The sequence below is a fragment of the Dyella silvatica genome, from assembly GCF_026283955.1.
Lineage (GTDB): Bacteria > Pseudomonadota > Gammaproteobacteria > Xanthomonadales > Rhodanobacteraceae > Dyella_C > Dyella_C silvatica.
Genome location: NZ_JAPDPE010000119.1, coordinates 1 through 16,055 on the forward strand (window position 1 = coordinate 1; position 16,055 = coordinate 16,055).

The 16,055-nt window shown below is 60.8% G+C and carries 18 protein-coding genes; 9 read left to right on the plus strand and 9 right to left on the minus strand.

The window, feature by feature from the left end:
* On the minus strand, window positions 1-279 hold a 279-nt coding region (locus OUZ52_RS18805), incomplete at its 3' end, for an FAD-dependent oxidoreductase (protein WP_266160068.1).
* A gap of 157 nt (window positions 280-436) precedes the next feature.
* Here OUZ52_RS18805 and OUZ52_RS18810 point away from each other — a divergent pair.
* Window positions 437-919 carry a YajQ family cyclic di-GMP-binding protein gene (locus OUZ52_RS18810; protein ID WP_266160069.1) on the plus strand — a complete coding sequence of 161 codons (483 nt, stop codon included), beginning with the start codon at window positions 437-439 and terminating at the stop codon, window positions 917-919.
* 93 nt (window positions 920-1,012) lie between these two features.
* Here the strand turns inward: OUZ52_RS18810 and OUZ52_RS18815 are convergent, their stop codons facing one another.
* The 3 genes from OUZ52_RS18815 to OUZ52_RS18825 form a co-directional block, all read right to left on the minus strand.
* The gene (locus OUZ52_RS18815; protein WP_266160070.1) at window positions 1,013-1,609 is read right to left on the minus strand and encodes a DUF1345 domain-containing protein; all 597 of its coding nucleotides are present in this window, start codon (window positions 1,607-1,609) and stop codon (window positions 1,013-1,015) included.
* A 100-nt stretch (window positions 1,610-1,709) separates the two neighbouring features.
* The gene (locus OUZ52_RS18820) at window positions 1,710-1,985 is read right to left on the minus strand and encodes a GNAT family N-acetyltransferase (protein WP_266160071.1); all 276 of its coding nucleotides are present in this window, start codon (window positions 1,983-1,985) and stop codon (window positions 1,710-1,712) included.
* A 64-nt stretch (window positions 1,986-2,049) separates the two neighbouring features.
* Entirely contained in the window at window positions 2,050-3,138 is a 1,089-nt protein-coding gene (locus tag OUZ52_RS18825; RefSeq protein ID WP_266160072.1) for a 3-deoxy-7-phosphoheptulonate synthase, read from the minus strand.
* 234 nt (window positions 3,139-3,372) lie between these two features.
* Between OUZ52_RS18825 and OUZ52_RS18830 the strand changes: the two genes are divergently transcribed.
* The 3 genes from OUZ52_RS18830 to OUZ52_RS18840 all read left to right on the plus strand — a co-directional run bounded on the left by OUZ52_RS18830 (window position 3,373) and on the right by OUZ52_RS18840 (window position 7,039).
* Complete coding sequence (locus OUZ52_RS18830; protein ID WP_266160073.1) at window positions 3,373-4,299, plus strand: oxygenase MpaB family protein; 927 nt, start codon at window positions 3,373-3,375, stop codon at window positions 4,297-4,299.
* Between the two features lie 73 nt (window positions 4,300-4,372).
* On the plus strand, window positions 4,373-6,247 hold the full coding sequence (locus OUZ52_RS18835; protein ID WP_266160074.1) for a 3'-5' exonuclease: 1,875 nt from the start codon (window positions 4,373-4,375) through the stop codon (window positions 6,245-6,247).
* Window positions 6,248-6,382: 135 nt separating this feature from the next.
* A complete protein-coding gene (locus OUZ52_RS18840; protein WP_266160075.1) occupies window positions 6,383-7,039 on the plus strand; it encodes an SH3 domain-containing protein in 657 nt (218 codons plus the stop codon).
* An 87-nt stretch (window positions 7,040-7,126) separates the two neighbouring features.
* On the opposite strand, the gene OUZ52_RS18845 is transcribed toward OUZ52_RS18840, so the two are convergent.
* Both OUZ52_RS18845 and OUZ52_RS18850 read right to left on the minus strand, forming a co-directional pair.
* Window positions 7,127-7,600 (minus strand): hypothetical protein, encoded by a 474-nt coding sequence (locus OUZ52_RS18845; RefSeq protein WP_266160083.1) that lies wholly within the window; start codon window positions 7,598-7,600, stop codon window positions 7,127-7,129.
* Between the two features lie 57 nt (window positions 7,601-7,657).
* Window positions 7,658-9,217, minus strand: coding sequence for a protein adenylyltransferase SelO (locus tag OUZ52_RS18850; RefSeq protein WP_266160076.1), 1,560 nt, complete (start codon window positions 9,215-9,217; stop codon window positions 7,658-7,660).
* Between the two features lie 168 nt (window positions 9,218-9,385).
* On the opposite strand from OUZ52_RS18850, the gene OUZ52_RS18855 reads away from it, so the two are divergent.
* Both OUZ52_RS18855 and OUZ52_RS18860 read left to right on the plus strand, forming a co-directional pair.
* Complete coding sequence (locus tag OUZ52_RS18855) at window positions 9,386-9,982, plus strand: DUF1415 domain-containing protein (protein WP_266160077.1); 597 nt, start codon at window positions 9,386-9,388, stop codon at window positions 9,980-9,982.
* Between the two features lie 94 nt (window positions 9,983-10,076).
* Window positions 10,077-10,367 carry a YkgJ family cysteine cluster protein gene (locus OUZ52_RS18860; RefSeq protein WP_266160078.1) on the plus strand — a complete coding sequence of 97 codons (291 nt, stop codon included), beginning with the start codon at window positions 10,077-10,079 and terminating at the stop codon, window positions 10,365-10,367.
* Window positions 10,368-10,397: 30 nt separating this feature from the next.
* On the opposite strand, the gene OUZ52_RS18865 is transcribed toward OUZ52_RS18860, so the two are convergent.
* Window positions 10,398-11,111, minus strand: coding sequence for a pseudouridine synthase (locus OUZ52_RS18865; RefSeq protein WP_266160079.1), 714 nt, complete (start codon window positions 11,109-11,111; stop codon window positions 10,398-10,400).
* Window positions 11,108-12,166 carry a class I SAM-dependent methyltransferase gene (locus OUZ52_RS18870; protein WP_266160080.1) on the minus strand — a complete coding sequence of 353 codons (1,059 nt, stop codon included), beginning with the start codon at window positions 12,164-12,166 and terminating at the stop codon, window positions 11,108-11,110. Before OUZ52_RS18870 ends, OUZ52_RS18865 begins: the two co-directional genes overlap by 4 nt.
* An 88-nt stretch (window positions 12,167-12,254) precedes the next feature.
* Here OUZ52_RS18870 and OUZ52_RS18875 point away from each other — a divergent pair, with 88 nt between their 5' ends.
* Complete coding sequence (locus tag OUZ52_RS18875; RefSeq protein WP_266160081.1) at window positions 12,255-12,659, plus strand: hypothetical protein; 405 nt, start codon at window positions 12,255-12,257, stop codon at window positions 12,657-12,659.
* 28 nt (window positions 12,660-12,687) lie between these two features.
* Here OUZ52_RS18875 and OUZ52_RS18880 read toward each other — a convergent pair whose 3' ends face one another.
* A complete protein-coding gene (locus OUZ52_RS18880) occupies window positions 12,688-13,554 on the minus strand; it encodes a pseudouridine synthase (protein ID WP_266160084.1) in 867 nt (288 codons plus the stop codon).
* Window positions 13,555-13,654: 100 nt separating this feature from the next.
* Here OUZ52_RS18880 and OUZ52_RS18885 point away from each other — a divergent pair, with 100 nt between their 5' ends.
* On the plus strand, window positions 13,655-15,052 hold the full coding sequence (locus OUZ52_RS18885; protein WP_323135375.1) for an NfeD family protein: 1,398 nt from the start codon (window positions 13,655-13,657) through the stop codon (window positions 15,050-15,052).
* A 19-nt stretch (window positions 15,053-15,071) separates the two neighbouring features.
* Window positions 15,072-15,827, plus strand: coding sequence for a slipin family protein (locus OUZ52_RS18890; protein WP_266160082.1), 756 nt, complete (start codon window positions 15,072-15,074; stop codon window positions 15,825-15,827).
* The last annotated feature ends 228 nt before the right edge of the window (window positions 15,828-16,055 follow it).

Below are 16,055 nucleotides of genomic sequence, written 5' to 3' on the forward strand. Positions count from 1 at the left end.
GTGATAGGCAATGCGGTGTTTCTCAACCAGGGCGATGAAGTCGGCGGGCGTATAACGCGCCAAGGCGGATTTGGCGAAGTGCGGATTACCCGAGAGATAGTTGGCCGGGGTTACCCCCAGATTGGTGAAATTGCAGCGCCCGCCACCGGACATCAGAATCTTCTTGCCGACCTTGTTCGCATGATCCACCACCAAGACGCGGCGACCGCGCTGACCTGCAACGATGGCGCACATCAAGCCCGCGGCGCCCGCGCCGATCACCAATACATCTACTTTCACGCGCTCACCAACGACATATCCCGCTCCAACGGCGTTAAACGGCGCCATTATCCATCAAGCTCTCTCAAGCAGTCCGCTCTGACCGACAGCGCTTGATCTGCCAGCTCACATCGCTTGGCTTACACTTCCCACCTCAAACGCAACCCGAGTCTTTGCCATGCCTTCTTTTGATGTGATCTCCGAAGTCGACAAGCACGAACTGACCAACGCGGTCGATCAAGCCAATCGCGAGCTGTCCACCCGCTTCGATTTCAAGGGCAGCGATGCGCGGTTCGAGCTGGATACCTTCACGATCAACCAGATCGCTCCCAGCGAGTTTCAGCTGCAGCAGATGCTGGATATTTTGCGCGGGCGGCTGGTGGCGCGAAAAATCGATATTCGCGCCCTGGACATTGCCGATCCGGAAGTGAACCTTGGTGGCGCGCGGCAGAAAATCACGGTCAAGCAAGGCATCGAGCAACCCGTCGCCAAGAAATTGGTCGCGTCGCTGAAAGAGGCCAAGCTCAAGGTCGAAGCACAGATCAACGGCGACAAGCTGCGGGTTACCGGCAAAAAACGTGACGATCTACAACTGGCCATGGCCACCCTGCGCAAGGCAGACGTGGAGCTTCCGTTGCAATTTGATAACTTCCGCGACTAAAAACCTGCCGCCTCTAGCGCATACCACTCCCTTGCCGGCAGGCCATGCTCGCAAGGGATACCGTCTCGTAGAAACCGGCCATCGATGGATGGCTCAAGCCTGCCCGGCCACGATGTTTACGCTCAACGCGATGATGAATACGTTGAAGAAAAAGGCGATCACGCCGTGCAGCAGCGCGATGCGGCGCAGATAACGGCCGGTAATTTGCACATCGGAAACCTGAAAGGTCATGCCGATCACAATGGCGAAATAGGCGAAATCCCAATAATCCGGCAACGGCGTCTCAGGAAACTGAAGCCCCGTATGCTGCTTGCCGTGGTCGCCGTAGTAGCCGTGCGCGTAGTGCATGGCGAACATGGTGTTCATGAACAACCACGACAACACGATACTGATCGCCGCCAACACGATCGCCTGCACGCCACCGCCCTTGGCCGCATGCAGTTCGGTGCCCAATGCCACCAGCACCACCGCCGTCAACGCCACGCTGCTCCATAAAACACCCCAGCGCCCGGCATCTTGCACGCGTGCCTGGCTACCGATCCGTTCCGGCGTCGCCTGGCTAAACAACCAGGCCAGCATGCTAAGAAAAACCACCGCGCCCAGATCAAAACCCAGCAGCAACGCCAGGGAGGGGCGCAAGCCGAACCACATCAGCAAGCCAGTGGCCATGATGAAGATGCCGCCTGACATGGTAAATCGTGGCCGTGCCCGCAACGCATGAAAAGGACGCCAACGCCGTTTACGGGCCACAGTGGAACTGTTCAGGGGCGGAGAATCGCTCATACCCGGCTCATGTCAGCAAATCGGCGTAATCGGAATGCCGCTGCACCCACACCGCCGAGTAAGAACAGGCAGGGATGACCTTCCATTGTGCCGCCCTGGCGGTGTCCATCGCCGTACGCACCAACTCGGATGCAATCCCCCGGCCACCGACAGCCGGCGGTACCACCGTGTGGGTTATGGTCATGACGTTGTCGCTCAGCGTGTAATCCAAAATGCACGACACGCCATCCACGACGACTTCAAAACGGTGTTCCCCGGGGTTGTGGCTGATCTCAATCGACATAAGTGGCTCTGGGGCAGATGGCAGGGGCACAGCATAGGTCAGGCGCGTGCCGGCTGTGAATGTCTCAGCCATTGACGACCAAGGCTTGCCGCGACAGATCCGCGCCGCGCCGCTGGCGTACCGCATCGGCCAACCGCTCCAGCACCTGCACGGACGACTCCCAGCCCAGGCAACCGTCGGTAATGCTTTGGCCATAAACCGGTTCACGGCCCGGCTCAAGATCTTGCCTGCCGCCGATCAAGTGGCTCTCGATCATTACGCCAATGATGCGTTGCTCGCCCAGCTCAAGCTGTGCAGCAATGGCATCGATGACCTTCGGCTGGTTTTCTGCCTGCTTGCCACTATTGGCGTGACTGGCGTCAATCATGACGCGCTCCGGCAGGCCGCCCTTGCCCATGGCGGCACACGCCGCGGCAACGCTGGCCGCGTCGTAATTCGGCACGCTGCCGCCACGCAGAATCAGATGGCAATCCTGGTTGCCGGTGGTCGCCGCAATCGCGGTCTGGCCGTCCTTGGTCACCGCCATGAAATGATGCGGCTGGGAGGCCGCCTGCACCGCATCCACGGCAATTTTCACGTTGCCGTCCGTGCCGTTCTTGAAACCCACCGGACAAGACAGGCCCGATGCCAATTCACGATGCACCTGACTTTCTGTCGTACGTGCGCCGATCGCCCCCCAAGCAACCAGGTCGGCGATGTATTGCGGGGTGATCATGTCGAGAAATTCACAGCCAGCGGGCAAACCGAGCTCATTGATGTCACGCAACAAGCCACGCGCAAGGCGCAGCCCCTTGTCGATCTGAAAACTGCCATCGAGATCGGGATCGTTGATCAGCCCCTTCCAGCCCACCGTTGTGCGCGGCTTCTCGAAATACACCCGCATCACAATTTCCAGCTCATCGGCAAAGCGCTCGCGCTGCGCCGCCAACCGCGCGGCATATTCAAGCGCGGCGCGCGTATCGTGGATCGAGCATGGGCCAATCACCACGGCCAGACGGTCGTCGACGCCGGTAAGAATGCGATGCAAGGCTTCGCGTGAAGTGGCCACCGTGCTGGCGGCCTTGTCGCTGATTGCGCCATCGCGCATTACTTCGGCCGGGGTACTGAGTCGGGTAATCGCACGTATGCGTAAGTCATCGGTATGGCGGGTCACGTCGGGCTCCTTGGGTTAGGGTCCAGTGGCAGCCATGAAAAAAGCCGCCAGTGGAAGGCTGGCGGCTTTCGGGGTGTTGATCTTTAAGTGTCTTACGACGATCGCGCCCGTACCTCCGCCTGTGGCTTCGGATAGCCGTAAAACCAGAAATACAGGTTGGCGGGGGTGAACGTCATGGCGGCTAGTGATAACACAATCCGAAGGCTGCGCAAACTCCTGGGATAAACTCGCCTCATGTCTTCCCCCTGGCAACTATTGACCCGCCCCGCCCGCGAACCGATTCGACGCTGGGTGCTGAGCGCCTTTCCGCGCCATACCGGTGGCGGCCCGATCGACTACGACCATCCGCACGGCGACCCCGGCCTGTTTGGCCCCGGCAGCGCCGTGTGGCGGGTGTATTCGGACTTCCCCGGCATGTTGGCCGGCGGACTCGCCGCCTTGATGTTGCAAACCTTGCATCCATTGGCGCTGGCCGGGGTATGGGACCACTCGAATTTTCGCGGCGACTTGCTCGGCCGGCTACGCCGCACTACGGCCTTTGTCGGCGGCACGGCTTATGCGCCACGTGAGCAGGCCGAAGCGTTGATTGAACGCGTCCGAAAAATTCACACCCAGGTACGCGGCCAGGCCGAAGATGGACGTCCATATGCTGCTGACGACCCGGACCTGTTGACCTGGGTGCATGTCACCGAGGCCTATAGCTTTTTGCAGGGCTATCGCCAATACAGCACCATGCAGCTGCCGACTAACGCCGCCGATCGTTATTACGATGAAACGCGCCGGGTGGCCGAAGCCTTGGGCGCGCGGCAGGTGCCTCGTTCAGAGGCAGAGGTCGACGCCTACCTGCAAAAAATACAGCCCGAACTGGAGTACAGCGAGCGTTCCCGGGTGGTGTTGCGGGTGTTATCCAGGGTGCGCCTGCCCGTCCCCGCGGCCGGCCTGACCCGCGATGTGTTTCTGCATGCTGGGGCGGCCCTGCTACCGCCGTGGGCCACTAGCCTGCTGCAGCGCACACCGATGCAGCAGGCGCAAGCGCGCCTGGCCGCCCGCGCGTTGCGCTCGCTGGCGCCGGCATTTCGCGCAGCGCTGAGCGACGGCATCGCCAGTCGCGCCTGCCTTCGGGTCGGTGCGTCGCCGGACATCCTGCAGCAGTGGCGCTGATCTTTGCCTCCCATTGACAGCTCGCAACGTTCAGCTAACGTCGTTGGCCGGAGACCACCACGCAGGTTCCAGGATGGCCAAGCTGATTCCGAGCCGTAATAGCTGCCTGCCGCGCATGACCAGCGGCGAGAAGCGTGTTTCCGAGCGGCTCGAACAAAAACTCGAAGACGATTATCTGCTCTGGTACGACGTACCGATCGGGCCCAAGCAGCGCCGTCCGGATTTTGTCGTTTTCCACCCGCGCCGGGGCCTGCTGGTACTGGAGGTCAAAGACTGGAAGCCGGAAACCGTGCAGCAGGCGGACCGCACCCAGTTCACCCTGCTGACGCCGAGCAGCAGCGTCAAAGAACACAACCCGCTGATGCAGGCGCGCGATTGCGCCACCGAGATCTACAAAGTGCTGCAACGCGACCCCGCGCTGCGCTACCCGATGGGCCATGCTTACGCCGGTAAATTGCTGATGCCGTGGGGCTACGGTGTCGTACTCAGCAATATCAGCCGCAAACATTTCATCGCTGCCGAGCTGGGTGAAGTGATCCCCGCGCATCTGGTGATCTGCCAGGACGAAATCTACGAAGCGGTCGAGGCCGAAGCCTTTCAGGAACGGCTATGGGCGATGTTTCCGCAGGTGTTCCCTACCACCCTGACCTTGCCGCAGATCGATCGCGTGCGCTGGCATCTGTTTCCCGAGATCCGGGTCGAGCCGGGCGATGGCCAGTTCGGCCTGTTTGCCAGCAGCCAGAACCCTGATGCGCAGGCGCTGGAAATCCCCGAGCTGATCAAGGTGATGGATGCACAACAGGAGCTGCTGGCACGTTCCCTGGGCGACGAGCACCGCATCATCCATGGCGTCGCCGGCTCCGGTAAAACGATGATTCTCGGCTTTCGCGCGATGCAGCTGGCACGTGCGTTATCCAAGCCGATCCTGGTGCTTTGCTACAACAAAACCCTGGCGGCGCGGCTCGACCAATTAATGGGCGAGCGCGGGCTCAGCGACAAAGTGCAGGTGTACAACTTCCATAAGTGGTGCCGGAAAATGCTCACGGCCTACCACGTGCCCCTACCGGCGGATGGCCCTGATTTCGCCGATGCCTTGCCACCGGCCGTGATCGGCGGCGTGGACAGCGGCCAGATACCGCGCTTTCAGTACGGTGCCGTGCTGGTTGACGAAGGCCACGATTTCGAGCCCGATTGGTACAAGCTGATCGTGCAGATGATCGACCCCAACACCAATTCGCTACTGGTGCTGTACGACGACGCGCAAAACATCTACGGCAAACCTGGACGCCGGCAGATCAGCTGGAAAAGCCTGGGCGTGCAGGCGCAGGGCCGCACCACCATTCTCAAGCTCAACTACCGCAATACGCTGGAAATCCTCGCCGTCGCGCGCGGGTTCGCCAATGAGCTGCTGCGTGAGCGCAGCGATGAAGACGATGGCGTGCCGCTGATCGCCCCCGAAAGCGCCGGTCGCCGCGGCGCCCTGCCCGAGCTGATCCGGGTTGAACGCACGGCCGAGCAATTGTCGGCCATCATCGAGCGGCTGCGCAGCGAACACGCCAACGGCCGCTGCTTCTCCGATATGGCGGTGATTTATCGCAACGGCTGGGAAGGCGAAAAACTGCATGAGGCGCTTAAGCGTGCGGAGATTCCCAGCCGCCTCGCCGACAGCAACGGCAAAAGCTCGCTGTTCGTGGTCGAAGACGCGGTCAAGCTGGTCACCATGCACTCCAGCAAAGGCCTGGAGTTTCCGCTGGTCATCATTCCCGGCCTCGGCTCCTTGCCCAAACCCGGTAAAGACGAAGCCGAGGAGGCCCGCCTGCTCTACGTCGCCATGACCCGTGCCACTGAGCGGCTGGTGATGATTCATCACGAAGACTCGGTATTCAGCGCACGTATTCGCACCTCGATCAACGAGGTGCAAGGGCAGTTGCAACAGCTCGTATATTGAAGCTGAACTTGTTGCCGCCGCTCTCTTGTACGGCAAGCACAACAAGCTCACAGTGGACCGCGCGCAGCGGCTTTGGCTGCGCGCGCTGGCAAGGTCATCAATCACTGGACCATCCCTCCACTGGAGGCCGCATCGATGAAACGTCTTGCATGGCTGACTGTGTTGTCGCTTACGCTCGCCCTACCCGCGTTTGCTCAAGCCCAGGAAAGCATCGTCATCGGCGATGTAAATCTCTTTGCCGGGCCTGATACGGATTACCCGAACCTTGGTGTGCTTGCCGCCGGCACCCCTATCGACGTGCAAGGATGCACCGAAGACTACGAATGGTGCGATGTGATCGTCGGCGGCGATCGCGGCTGGGTCGCCGCCAACTACATTCAATACATCTACCAAAGCCAGCCGGTGATCGTCGAACAGTACGGCAGCCGCATCGGCGTACCGATCGTCGGCTTTGTCATCGGCACATACTGGGGCAATTACTACCGCAACCGCCCGTTCTTCCGCCAGCGCGACTATTGGTATCGCCGGCCGATCATCAGCCGGCCGCCGCCACGGCCACAACCCGGCTGGGGGCCACGGCCGCCATACCCTGGATTTCGCCCACCCGGCCAAGACGTACGCCCGCCGCCCGGCCAATGGAACCGCCCCTCACCCGGACCGGGCGATGGACGACCCGGCTATGGCAATCGGCCAGCGCCCGGGCGCGGCAACGATAACCGTCCGCCGCGCCGTGACAATGACAACCGCCCGCCAGCTGAGGGGCAACGGCCGGCGCCAAGCAACGGCAATTAAGCGACGCACCGCTCACATGTGTTGTACAAAACGCCACGGAGCAGCGTGGCGTTTTCTTTACCTCGGCAGCGGATAAAGGCGAACGGCTTACTCGCGCCCCGATTCAGGCAAACGTCGGCGTGATGGCCACGGCCACCAGCCATGTCCGCGTTGCGCGTAAGCATCCGCAGCGCGTTCGAACCGATTGCGCACGCTAATACCACCGCACAACAGGTATAGCGGCAAAAACAACGGACCCAGCACCATGTATTGATACACATGCGCACGTTCGTGATCGGCCAGGCTCACCGATGCCTCCGTGCACAGACCCGCACGATGCGCGTAAGTAAGGCAGCGCACATCCAGGTCATTGCCGGTGTGCAAAATCACATTGCCCAAGGTCAAGGCGCCGCCTGCGCCCCATGGCCAATGTCGAAATACCAGCGCAAATTCGCTTGCACTCCAGCGGGCACGCACACCAAAAGCAAAACCCAATCCGCCTACCAGCAGGCCGATCAAGGTATTGGGCAACGTCCACAACGCACCGAGGCCAAACAGGCCGAATCGTGCCATGGCTTGCATGCGCGTCGGGGCAGAACGTGCAAACACGGCATCTCCCTCACTTATCGCGATAACAGGTTACGAACTACACGACAGCATGGAGCAACCAGCCTTATGGCGCGCCCAATCCGGTCGTTTCTGTGCGTAATGCTCGCGTCCCGGCTGGTCGTCATACGGGTGGCGCAGCACCTCCAGCAACTCGTCGATAGCTTCGACATCGCCTTGTTCGGCGCGATCGATCGCCTGCTGCGCCAGATAATTGCGCAACACGTAACGCGGGTTGGCCGCCTGCATGCGGGCATGCCGTTGCTCAGCCGAGAGTGAATCATCGGCGACACGTGCGGCATAGGTTTGCAGCCAGGCCTGAAACGCCGGCTCGGCATCGCGCCGTTTCGAATCGTCGTAAAAAGCCTCATGCAGCGGCAGCAAGCTGGGCGCGAGCATATCGACCGTGCTCAATCCACGAAAAAACAGTGTCATATCGACTTCAGCCTGCTGCAACAAATCATGCAGCGCATCCATCAATGTCACGTCGTCATCGCGGCACTCGGCCAAACCGAGCTTGGCGGCAATCGTCGAACGATCCAATGCCGCATAGACCGCGACATAACGATCCAGCCCCGCCTGCAAGGCTTCGATGCCAGTGAACAAGGGTGCCAACGCTGCCGCCAGCCGGCTCAAATTCCACCACGCCACGTTGGGCTGTTGACCAAAACGATAACGACGACGATTGGCGTCGGTGGTATTGGGCGTCCAATCCTGATCGAAGTTATCGATCCAGCCGTAAGGACCGTAGTCGATGGTAAGACCGAGAATCGACATGTTGTCGGTGTTCATTACGCCGTGCACAAAACCGACCCGCATCCAATGCGCCACCATAACCGCCGTGCGCTCGCATATCTGACCAAACCATTCGGCATACAGCGCCTCGCCCTCGCCGCTCAGCTCAGCGAAATCGCGACGTATGGTGAAATCGACCAGCTGACGCAATAAACCCACATCGCCACGCGACGCTGGCAATTCAAAATTTCCGAAACGGATAAACGATGGCGCCACCCGGCACACGATGGCGCCCGGCTCATCGCCGGGATGGCCGTCGTAAAACATGTCACGCACGACTTTGTCGCCGGTGCTGAGCAGACTCAAGGCGCGTGTCGTCGGCACACCGAGATGATGCATCGCCTCGCTGCACAAAAATTCGCGCAGCGAAGAGCGCAATACGGCGCGGCCGTCTGCGCCACGCGAATAAGGGGTCGGCCCAGCGCCCTTTAGCTGCAACTCCCAACGCTGGCCGGCCGCAGTGATGGTTTCGCCCAGGGAAATAGCCCGGCCATCGCCCAGTTGCCCGGCCCAGACCCCAAATTGATGGCCGCCATAATTGGCCGCATAGGGCTGCATACCCTTGAGCAGGCGGTTGCCGCTGAAGGCCAAGGCAAACTCGGGGCTTGCCAGATCGGCATCGCTAAAGCCCAGCGTTTGGGCCATTTCGGCCGAATACGCCAACACCCGAGGTGCCATCACCGGGGTCGGTTGCACCAGCGAATACAGCGCACCCTCGACTTGCCGCGGCTGCGATCCCTCCGCTGTATCACCAGGCAGTTCACGGACAAACGTATTGTCGAAATGTAGCTCGTACATGCGTTCTCAGGCCCTAGGAATACTGCGCTCGATATGGGGGCGCATCGCTGCCAGCCAATCCATCACGAAATCAACCAAAACGCGCGCCATTGGCCTTGGCGGCCGACTCCGCGAATCATAGACGCATAGCGGCTATAGTCGTCATTCCCCGCTCAGCGACTGAACCGTATGACCGTGCCCTCATCAGCCCATCCCTTCATCACGGCCGGGATACAACCCGACGATCTGCCTTATATCGAAGCAACCCGGCAATGGGTGGAGCGTGCGGTGGTCGGGCTTAACCTGTGCCCGTTCGCGCGAGCACCGCTGATCCAGCAGAAGATTCGTTTTGTCGTAAGCCACGCGCGCGATAACGACAGTTTGCTCGACGATTTATGCGGAGAGTTGCAAAGTCTCGCCGCTGCTGAGGCGAACGACTGCGAGACGACCTTGCTTATTCATCCGTTCGTCCTGGCTGATTTTCTCGACTACAACGATTTCCTCGATGTCGCCGATGTGGCGGTGGACACCCTGGGGCTGGAAGGCGAGTTGCAAGTCGCCAGCTTTCATCCGCTTTATCAGTTCGCCGACAGCGCCATCGACGACATCGAAAACTTCAGCAATCGCTCACCCTACCCCACCTTGCATCTGCTGCGCGAAGCCAGCGTCGAGCGCGCGATGGACGCGATGACCGATACCGACGAAATTTTTCGTCGCAATGCCGATACCCTGAAACGATTAGGGCCTGAAGGCTGGCATGCCTTGTGGCGCGATGAAAAGCACTGATTAAAACGCCTGTTCATGCTCGCCGGGACGATTGCCATCATACTGGCGAGTGAAAAATATCCCCGACCCCTACGCAGAAAGCGTTGATCCGAGCGTGCAATGCACGTCCTGCGAAGCGGTTTGCTGTCGCCTTACCGTCGTCCTGTTACCCGACGATCACGTGCCGGAATGGCTGATCCACCGTGATGAACACGGCATGGAAACGCTGGCCAAAAACGAAGAAGGCTGGTGTGTCGCGGTCGATCCCGACAAGCTTTGCTGCAGCATTTACGAAGACCGCCCTACCATTTGTCGAAAATTCGCCATGGGCAGCCCCGGTTGCCGCGATGCGCGAATGGAGTGGCGCAATCACTACGCGATTCCCACACCCGTCGTCTTGATCTGAGTGATGCAAAGCGCACGGCGTAGGCACCGCCTACGCCGTCGGTGGAGTGGCAAAAAGCAGCGCGATATCGTCGGCATCCAGGGCGCGCCATTCGCCCAGCGGCAGGTCGCCCAGCGTCAGCCCTCCCACCGACACCCGGTGCAAGCTTTCCACGTGATTGCCTGCCGCAGCAAACATGCGGCGCACTTGATGATAACGGCCCTCAATCATCGCCAAACGGGCGCAGCGCGGCTCCAGCACCTGCAATTGCGCCGGCGCCAGCGGCTCTTTCTCGGATTCCAGCATCATCTCGCCGCTGGCAAACCATGCCGCTTCATCGCCGCGCAAATCCTGCGCAAGCGTCGCTTCATAAACCTTGGTCACCTGGGCACGCGGCGAGATGATTCTGTGCAACAACGCGCCATCGTCAGTGAACAACAACATGCCTGACGTATCGCGATCAAGACGACCCACGGTGGACAAGGCCGGATCGCGCATGCGGTAGCGCAGCGGCAGCAAGTCATAAACCACGCGACCGGTATCCTTGCGCGAGCAAGTAACCCCCAGGGGCTTGTTCATCATCAAGGTCAGGCCAAACGGCGGATCGAGCGGTTCGTCGTCCACGCGAATATGTTCGTGCGGCACTTTGTCATCGGCATACAGCACCTCGCCGTCCGGGTCGGTGATGCGTCCTTCGCGAAACATCGACGTGACATCTTTGCGGCTGCCGTAGCCCAGATTGGCGATCAGCTTGACCAACTTCATGCGCGCACCCCACTTGCTTCAATCACTTTGAAACCTTCTTCTATCGCTACGGTATGTACTTGAGAAAAACGCGCAGACAGCGTCGCTTCGTAAGGCAGATGCCGATTGGCTACCAGCCAGAAACAGCCATCGGGCCGCAAGGCATCCGCAGCGGCATGAATAAAAGCGCGCCCCAGATCGGGCAGATCGGCACGCCCTTGATGAAACGGTGGATTGCTGACGATGACGTCGTAACGCTTTGGCTGCCCAGGCAACGACAAACCACCGGCGACATCGTGCCAGTGTAGGGAAAACACCGCATGGTCGCCGCGCTCCGTGATGGCACGGGTCAGATTGATCCGTGCGGGCGTCAAGGCACGCGCTTCGGCTTCATACAGATCGATCGAACTCACTTGCGGGCAATGAGCGAGCAACTGGGCGGATAAATAACCGTAACCCGCCCCCAGATCGGCCACGCATCCACGCAAGTTCGCCGGCAAATGCGCCGCCAGCAGAGCCGACGCGGTATCTACCCGGTCCCAGGCATTTTCACGCGGGCTATCCAGTGCCAGCCACTCCTGCTGCAACAAGGCATCGACACCATCGGCTAACGGCTGGGTCCAGAACACCCGGCACTTATGCTTGGATAAATGCCCCACCGGGCCAGCCAGCCGGGACAGATCCGCCTCGCCGGATTTCGCGCCTTCGGTATTCGGCATGCTGGCCAAAACCACGCCGCCGGGCGCGGCGTGTTTGACCGCGCGGGCAAACAGCGCCCGCGCCTCGTCACGTTGGCGCGGCGGCAGTACCAGAACCAGCGGATAACGCTCAGCGTCGTCCAGATCCCCCTGCTGCACCCGTAAGCCGGCATGCGCCAAGGCATCGGCGAACGGCTTGAAACTTTGCTCGCATAGCCAGCCTGCCTGCGCCATCTCGCGCAGGCGAAACCCATCACGTGCACGCAAAAACAACACACGCTTATCCGCAGGCAAGCTCAGTGCGCCAGTCATGAACGGGACAAACAAAGCCTCCAGTGCCACATCGCCAGCGGCAGCGGAGAAAGCGGCAATAGTCACGCGCTGGCCTTCTAGCTGGGGGAAACCCGGCCATTTTACGCATCCGCAGCGATAGCTGCTTGCCCAGCGCATGGGTTAACGTTGCCACATGGCCCGAATGCTCGCCCTGTTAGTGCTGATACTGCTGCCGCTGGCGCTTAGCGAGCCCAAACACGTGCCTGCACCGATGGCCGACCCGGTCGGCTTCAGCGGCACTTATCGCCATGCTGCCGAGCGGCTGCAAATCACCCTCGACGGTCAAACCTACGGACTGAGCATTGAAAGCAGTGGCGGCGCCGATGCCTGCTCATTTAGCGGCCACGGCGAACTAAGCGACGGATTGCTGCAATTCTCACTGGACAACTGGAAACCCAACGCCACGCTGACCGTACGCAAAGCCGATGATCGTGGCGTCGATGTATTCAGCGAACAGGAAGACGACCGCTTCAGTCTGATGTATTTCTGCCGTGGCGGCGCCTCGATCAGCGGCCACTACGCTCCGCTGCAACCTTGATCGCCAGCGCCGCCCACTGGGTGCTTGCCTATACCAGCCTGAGCTGGCTTTCGAAATAACGCGGCTCGCCGCTCAAGGGATCGACAAAGCGCAACACCTGCGCCAGCAATTGCAGCGGCCGGCTGTAATCGTCTTCAGCCGGCTCGGCCAGCGTGGGATAAAACGTGTCATGCAGAATCGGCGCACCAAGAGCCGCCATATGCACACGCAGCTGATGCTTTTTCCCAGTGACCGGCTGCAAGCCGTAACGCCAGTAAGCTTCACTGCGTTCCAGCACATGGATCAATGTCTCGCTATTGGCCGCGCCGGCGATTTCCTGCATCCGGAAAAACGGTTCGCCGGCGACGATGCGTGACTGCCGCAGCAACGGAAAGGATTGCCGCGGCAACGCCGGCGCCAGTGCATGGTATTGCTTGCTGATCCGGCGCTCACGAAATAACCCCTGGTAGGCCGAACGACTTCGCGGATTGGCCGAGAACAGGACCAGCCCAGCGGTCACCCGGTCGATGCGGTGCAAAGGCACCAGATGCGGGTTGTCGAGCCGTCGAATCAACCGTGTTAGCAAGGTCTCTTCGACAAAACCACCCGCCGGCGTCACCGGCAGAAAATGCGGCTTATCCGCCACCACCAAATGCTCGTCGATATGCAGCACATTTTCGCGAAACGGAATCGGCATTTCGTCCGCCACCTCGCGAAAATACTGCACCCGCATTCCCACCCGGTACGGGGTCAACGGGCCTAGCGGCACCCCGTCAGGCCCCAGCACGCGGCCACGTGCCATCCGGTCCAGCCACTGCTCATGGCTGATCGCGGGAAAATGGGCGCACAAACCATCGAGCACGGTGATCCAGCGGCCGGGAGGCAGGTGCAGTGTGCTGGCGGCGATCGATGGCATAACTGCCATTTGAGCACGTACCTCTGGATGGGAGGATAATCGCGCCATTACAGCGAACCATGCCACACCGTGGCAATGTCGCTGTCCGCGAGGCAATGCCATGAAACGATGGCTGAAAACCTTTTGGAGCACCGTGATTTGCGCGGCGCTAAGCATGAGCGCGTTCGCCCAACAGTCCCCCGCCAATACGCAGCATGCGCCAGGCTTCGTGGCGCAGATCGAGTTGAACGGCCCGATCGGCCCAGCGGCGGCGGAGTATTTCGACGATGCCCTGCAACGGGCAAACCACGACGGCGCAAGCGCCATCGTGCTGCGGCTGGACACGCCCGGTGGCTTGTCCGAATCGATGCGGCAAATCATCACCAGCATTCTCGCCTCAAAACTGCCGGTGCTGGGCTATGTGGCGCCTGGCGGTGCACGCGCGGCATCCGCGGGCACCTATATCTTGTACGCCTGCCACCTCGCCGCGATGGCTCCGGCAACTCACCTGGGCGCGGCCACCCCGGTATCGCTTGGCGGCAGCACACCGATGCCTGCCACGTGGAAAAACAACGCGCCGGCATCGTCAACGTCTACCGATAAAACCAACCCCACCGACCAACCCACGGCAAACGATGCCGAAGCCAACAAGGTACTGAACGACGCCATCGCCTCGATCCGTTCGCTGGCGCAGCTGCGCGAGCGCAATGCCGAGTGGGCGGAACAAGCCGTGCGCGGCGCAGCTACCTTGACCGCTGCCGAGGCGCGCGACAAACACGTCATCGATTTTGTCGCCACCGATACGGCGGCCCTGCTCGCCCAGGCCGATGGCCACAGCGTGCGCATAGGCGCGCAGATGCAGGTATTGAAGCTGGCCAACCTGCCGCTGCACCGGTACGCCCCCAGCTGGCGCACACGCTTTCTCGCCATCATCACCAACCCCACCTTCGCCTACGTTCTGCTGCTCGCAGGCATCTACGGGCTGATCCTGGAAGCGTTCCACCCCGGCAGCTTCGTGCCCGGCATCGTCGGCGCCATCTGCCTGTTAATCGGGCTATATGCCTTGCAACTCTTGCCGGTGGACTACGCCGGGCTGGCATTGATGGCGCTGGGCATCGGCCTGCTGGTTACCGAGGCACTGGTGCCGGCGGCCGGGGCCATCGGCGTCGGTGGGTTAGTCGCCTTCGTCATCGGCTCGATCATGCTGTTCGACACCGGCGTCCCCGGTTATGCGGTGAATCTTGGCGTGATCGCAGGGATCGCTTTGTGCGCGGTGATTGTGCTGGCGCTGCTCCTGCGTTTGGTCGCACGCAGCCGCAAGACGCGAGTATTCAACGGCGATGCATTGATGCTGCAAGCCACCGGCGAACTGCTGCAAGCCGTGGCCGCTGGCGGCGAAAGTTGGGCACATGTCCAGGGCGAACGCTGGCGTGTGCATTGCGAGGCGGCGCTTCCCGCCGGTGCGCGCGTGCGGGTGGTTCACCGCCAGGGCTTGCTGCTCTGGGTCACACCCGCATAAATGCGCAAAGGAGACTCTCATGTTTGGATTCTTTGGCATCGTGGTGATTGCAGCGCTGGCGCTGCTGTTCATGTCGATCAAAGTACTGCCGGAATATCAGCGTGGCGTGGTGCTGACGCTAGGCCGCTACACCGGCACCAAGGGCCCCGGCCTGGTGCTTCTGGTCCCCATCGTTCAACGCATGATGCGCGTGGATCTACGCGTTACGGTGATGGACGTACCCCCGCAAGATGTGATCTCGCGCGATAACGTCTCGGTGCGAGTCAACGCCGTGGTTTACTTCCGCGTGGTCGAGCCGGACAAATCCATGCTGCAAGTCGCCAACTTCTTTCAGGCCACCAGCCAACTGGCACAAACCCGCTTGCGCTCCGTGCTAGGCCAGCATGAGCTCGACGAAATCCTCTCCCAGCGCGACTCGATCAACCACAGCCTGCAACAAATTCTCGACGAAGCCACCGACCCCTGGGGCATCAAGATCACCAATGTCGAGATCAAGGATGTCGACCTCAACGACACCATGGTCCGCGCCATCGCCCGCCAGGCCGAGGCCGAGCGTGAGCGGCGTGCCAAGGTGATCCATGCCGAGGGCGAGATGCAGGCTGCCGAGAAGTTGCGCGATGCCGCGGCGATGCTGTCGCAGCAACCGCAGGCGTTGCAGTTGCGTTATCTGCAGACGTTGGCTGATATGTCCAGTAACGGTAAGTCATCGACGATTGTTTTTCCGCTGCCGTTGGATTTGATTACGCCGTTGATTAATGGCTTGCCGCGTAGCTGAGTTTGGTTTCAGTCACGCGGGAGGTTGGTTGATAGCTTCTGCAGTGATTTATGCTTCCGCGAGCTGGCTCGCCTGCGGCGGGCTTTCGAACTCCTGCCGGAGTCCGAGTCACTTTTCTTTGCGTGGCCAAAGAAAAGTAACCCAAAGAAAGGCCATCCCCGCTTGTCGCCCTTCGGGTGCGTGAGGGCTGGCCGGGCTTTTCGACAGGGCTCCTGCCCTGGCGAAAAG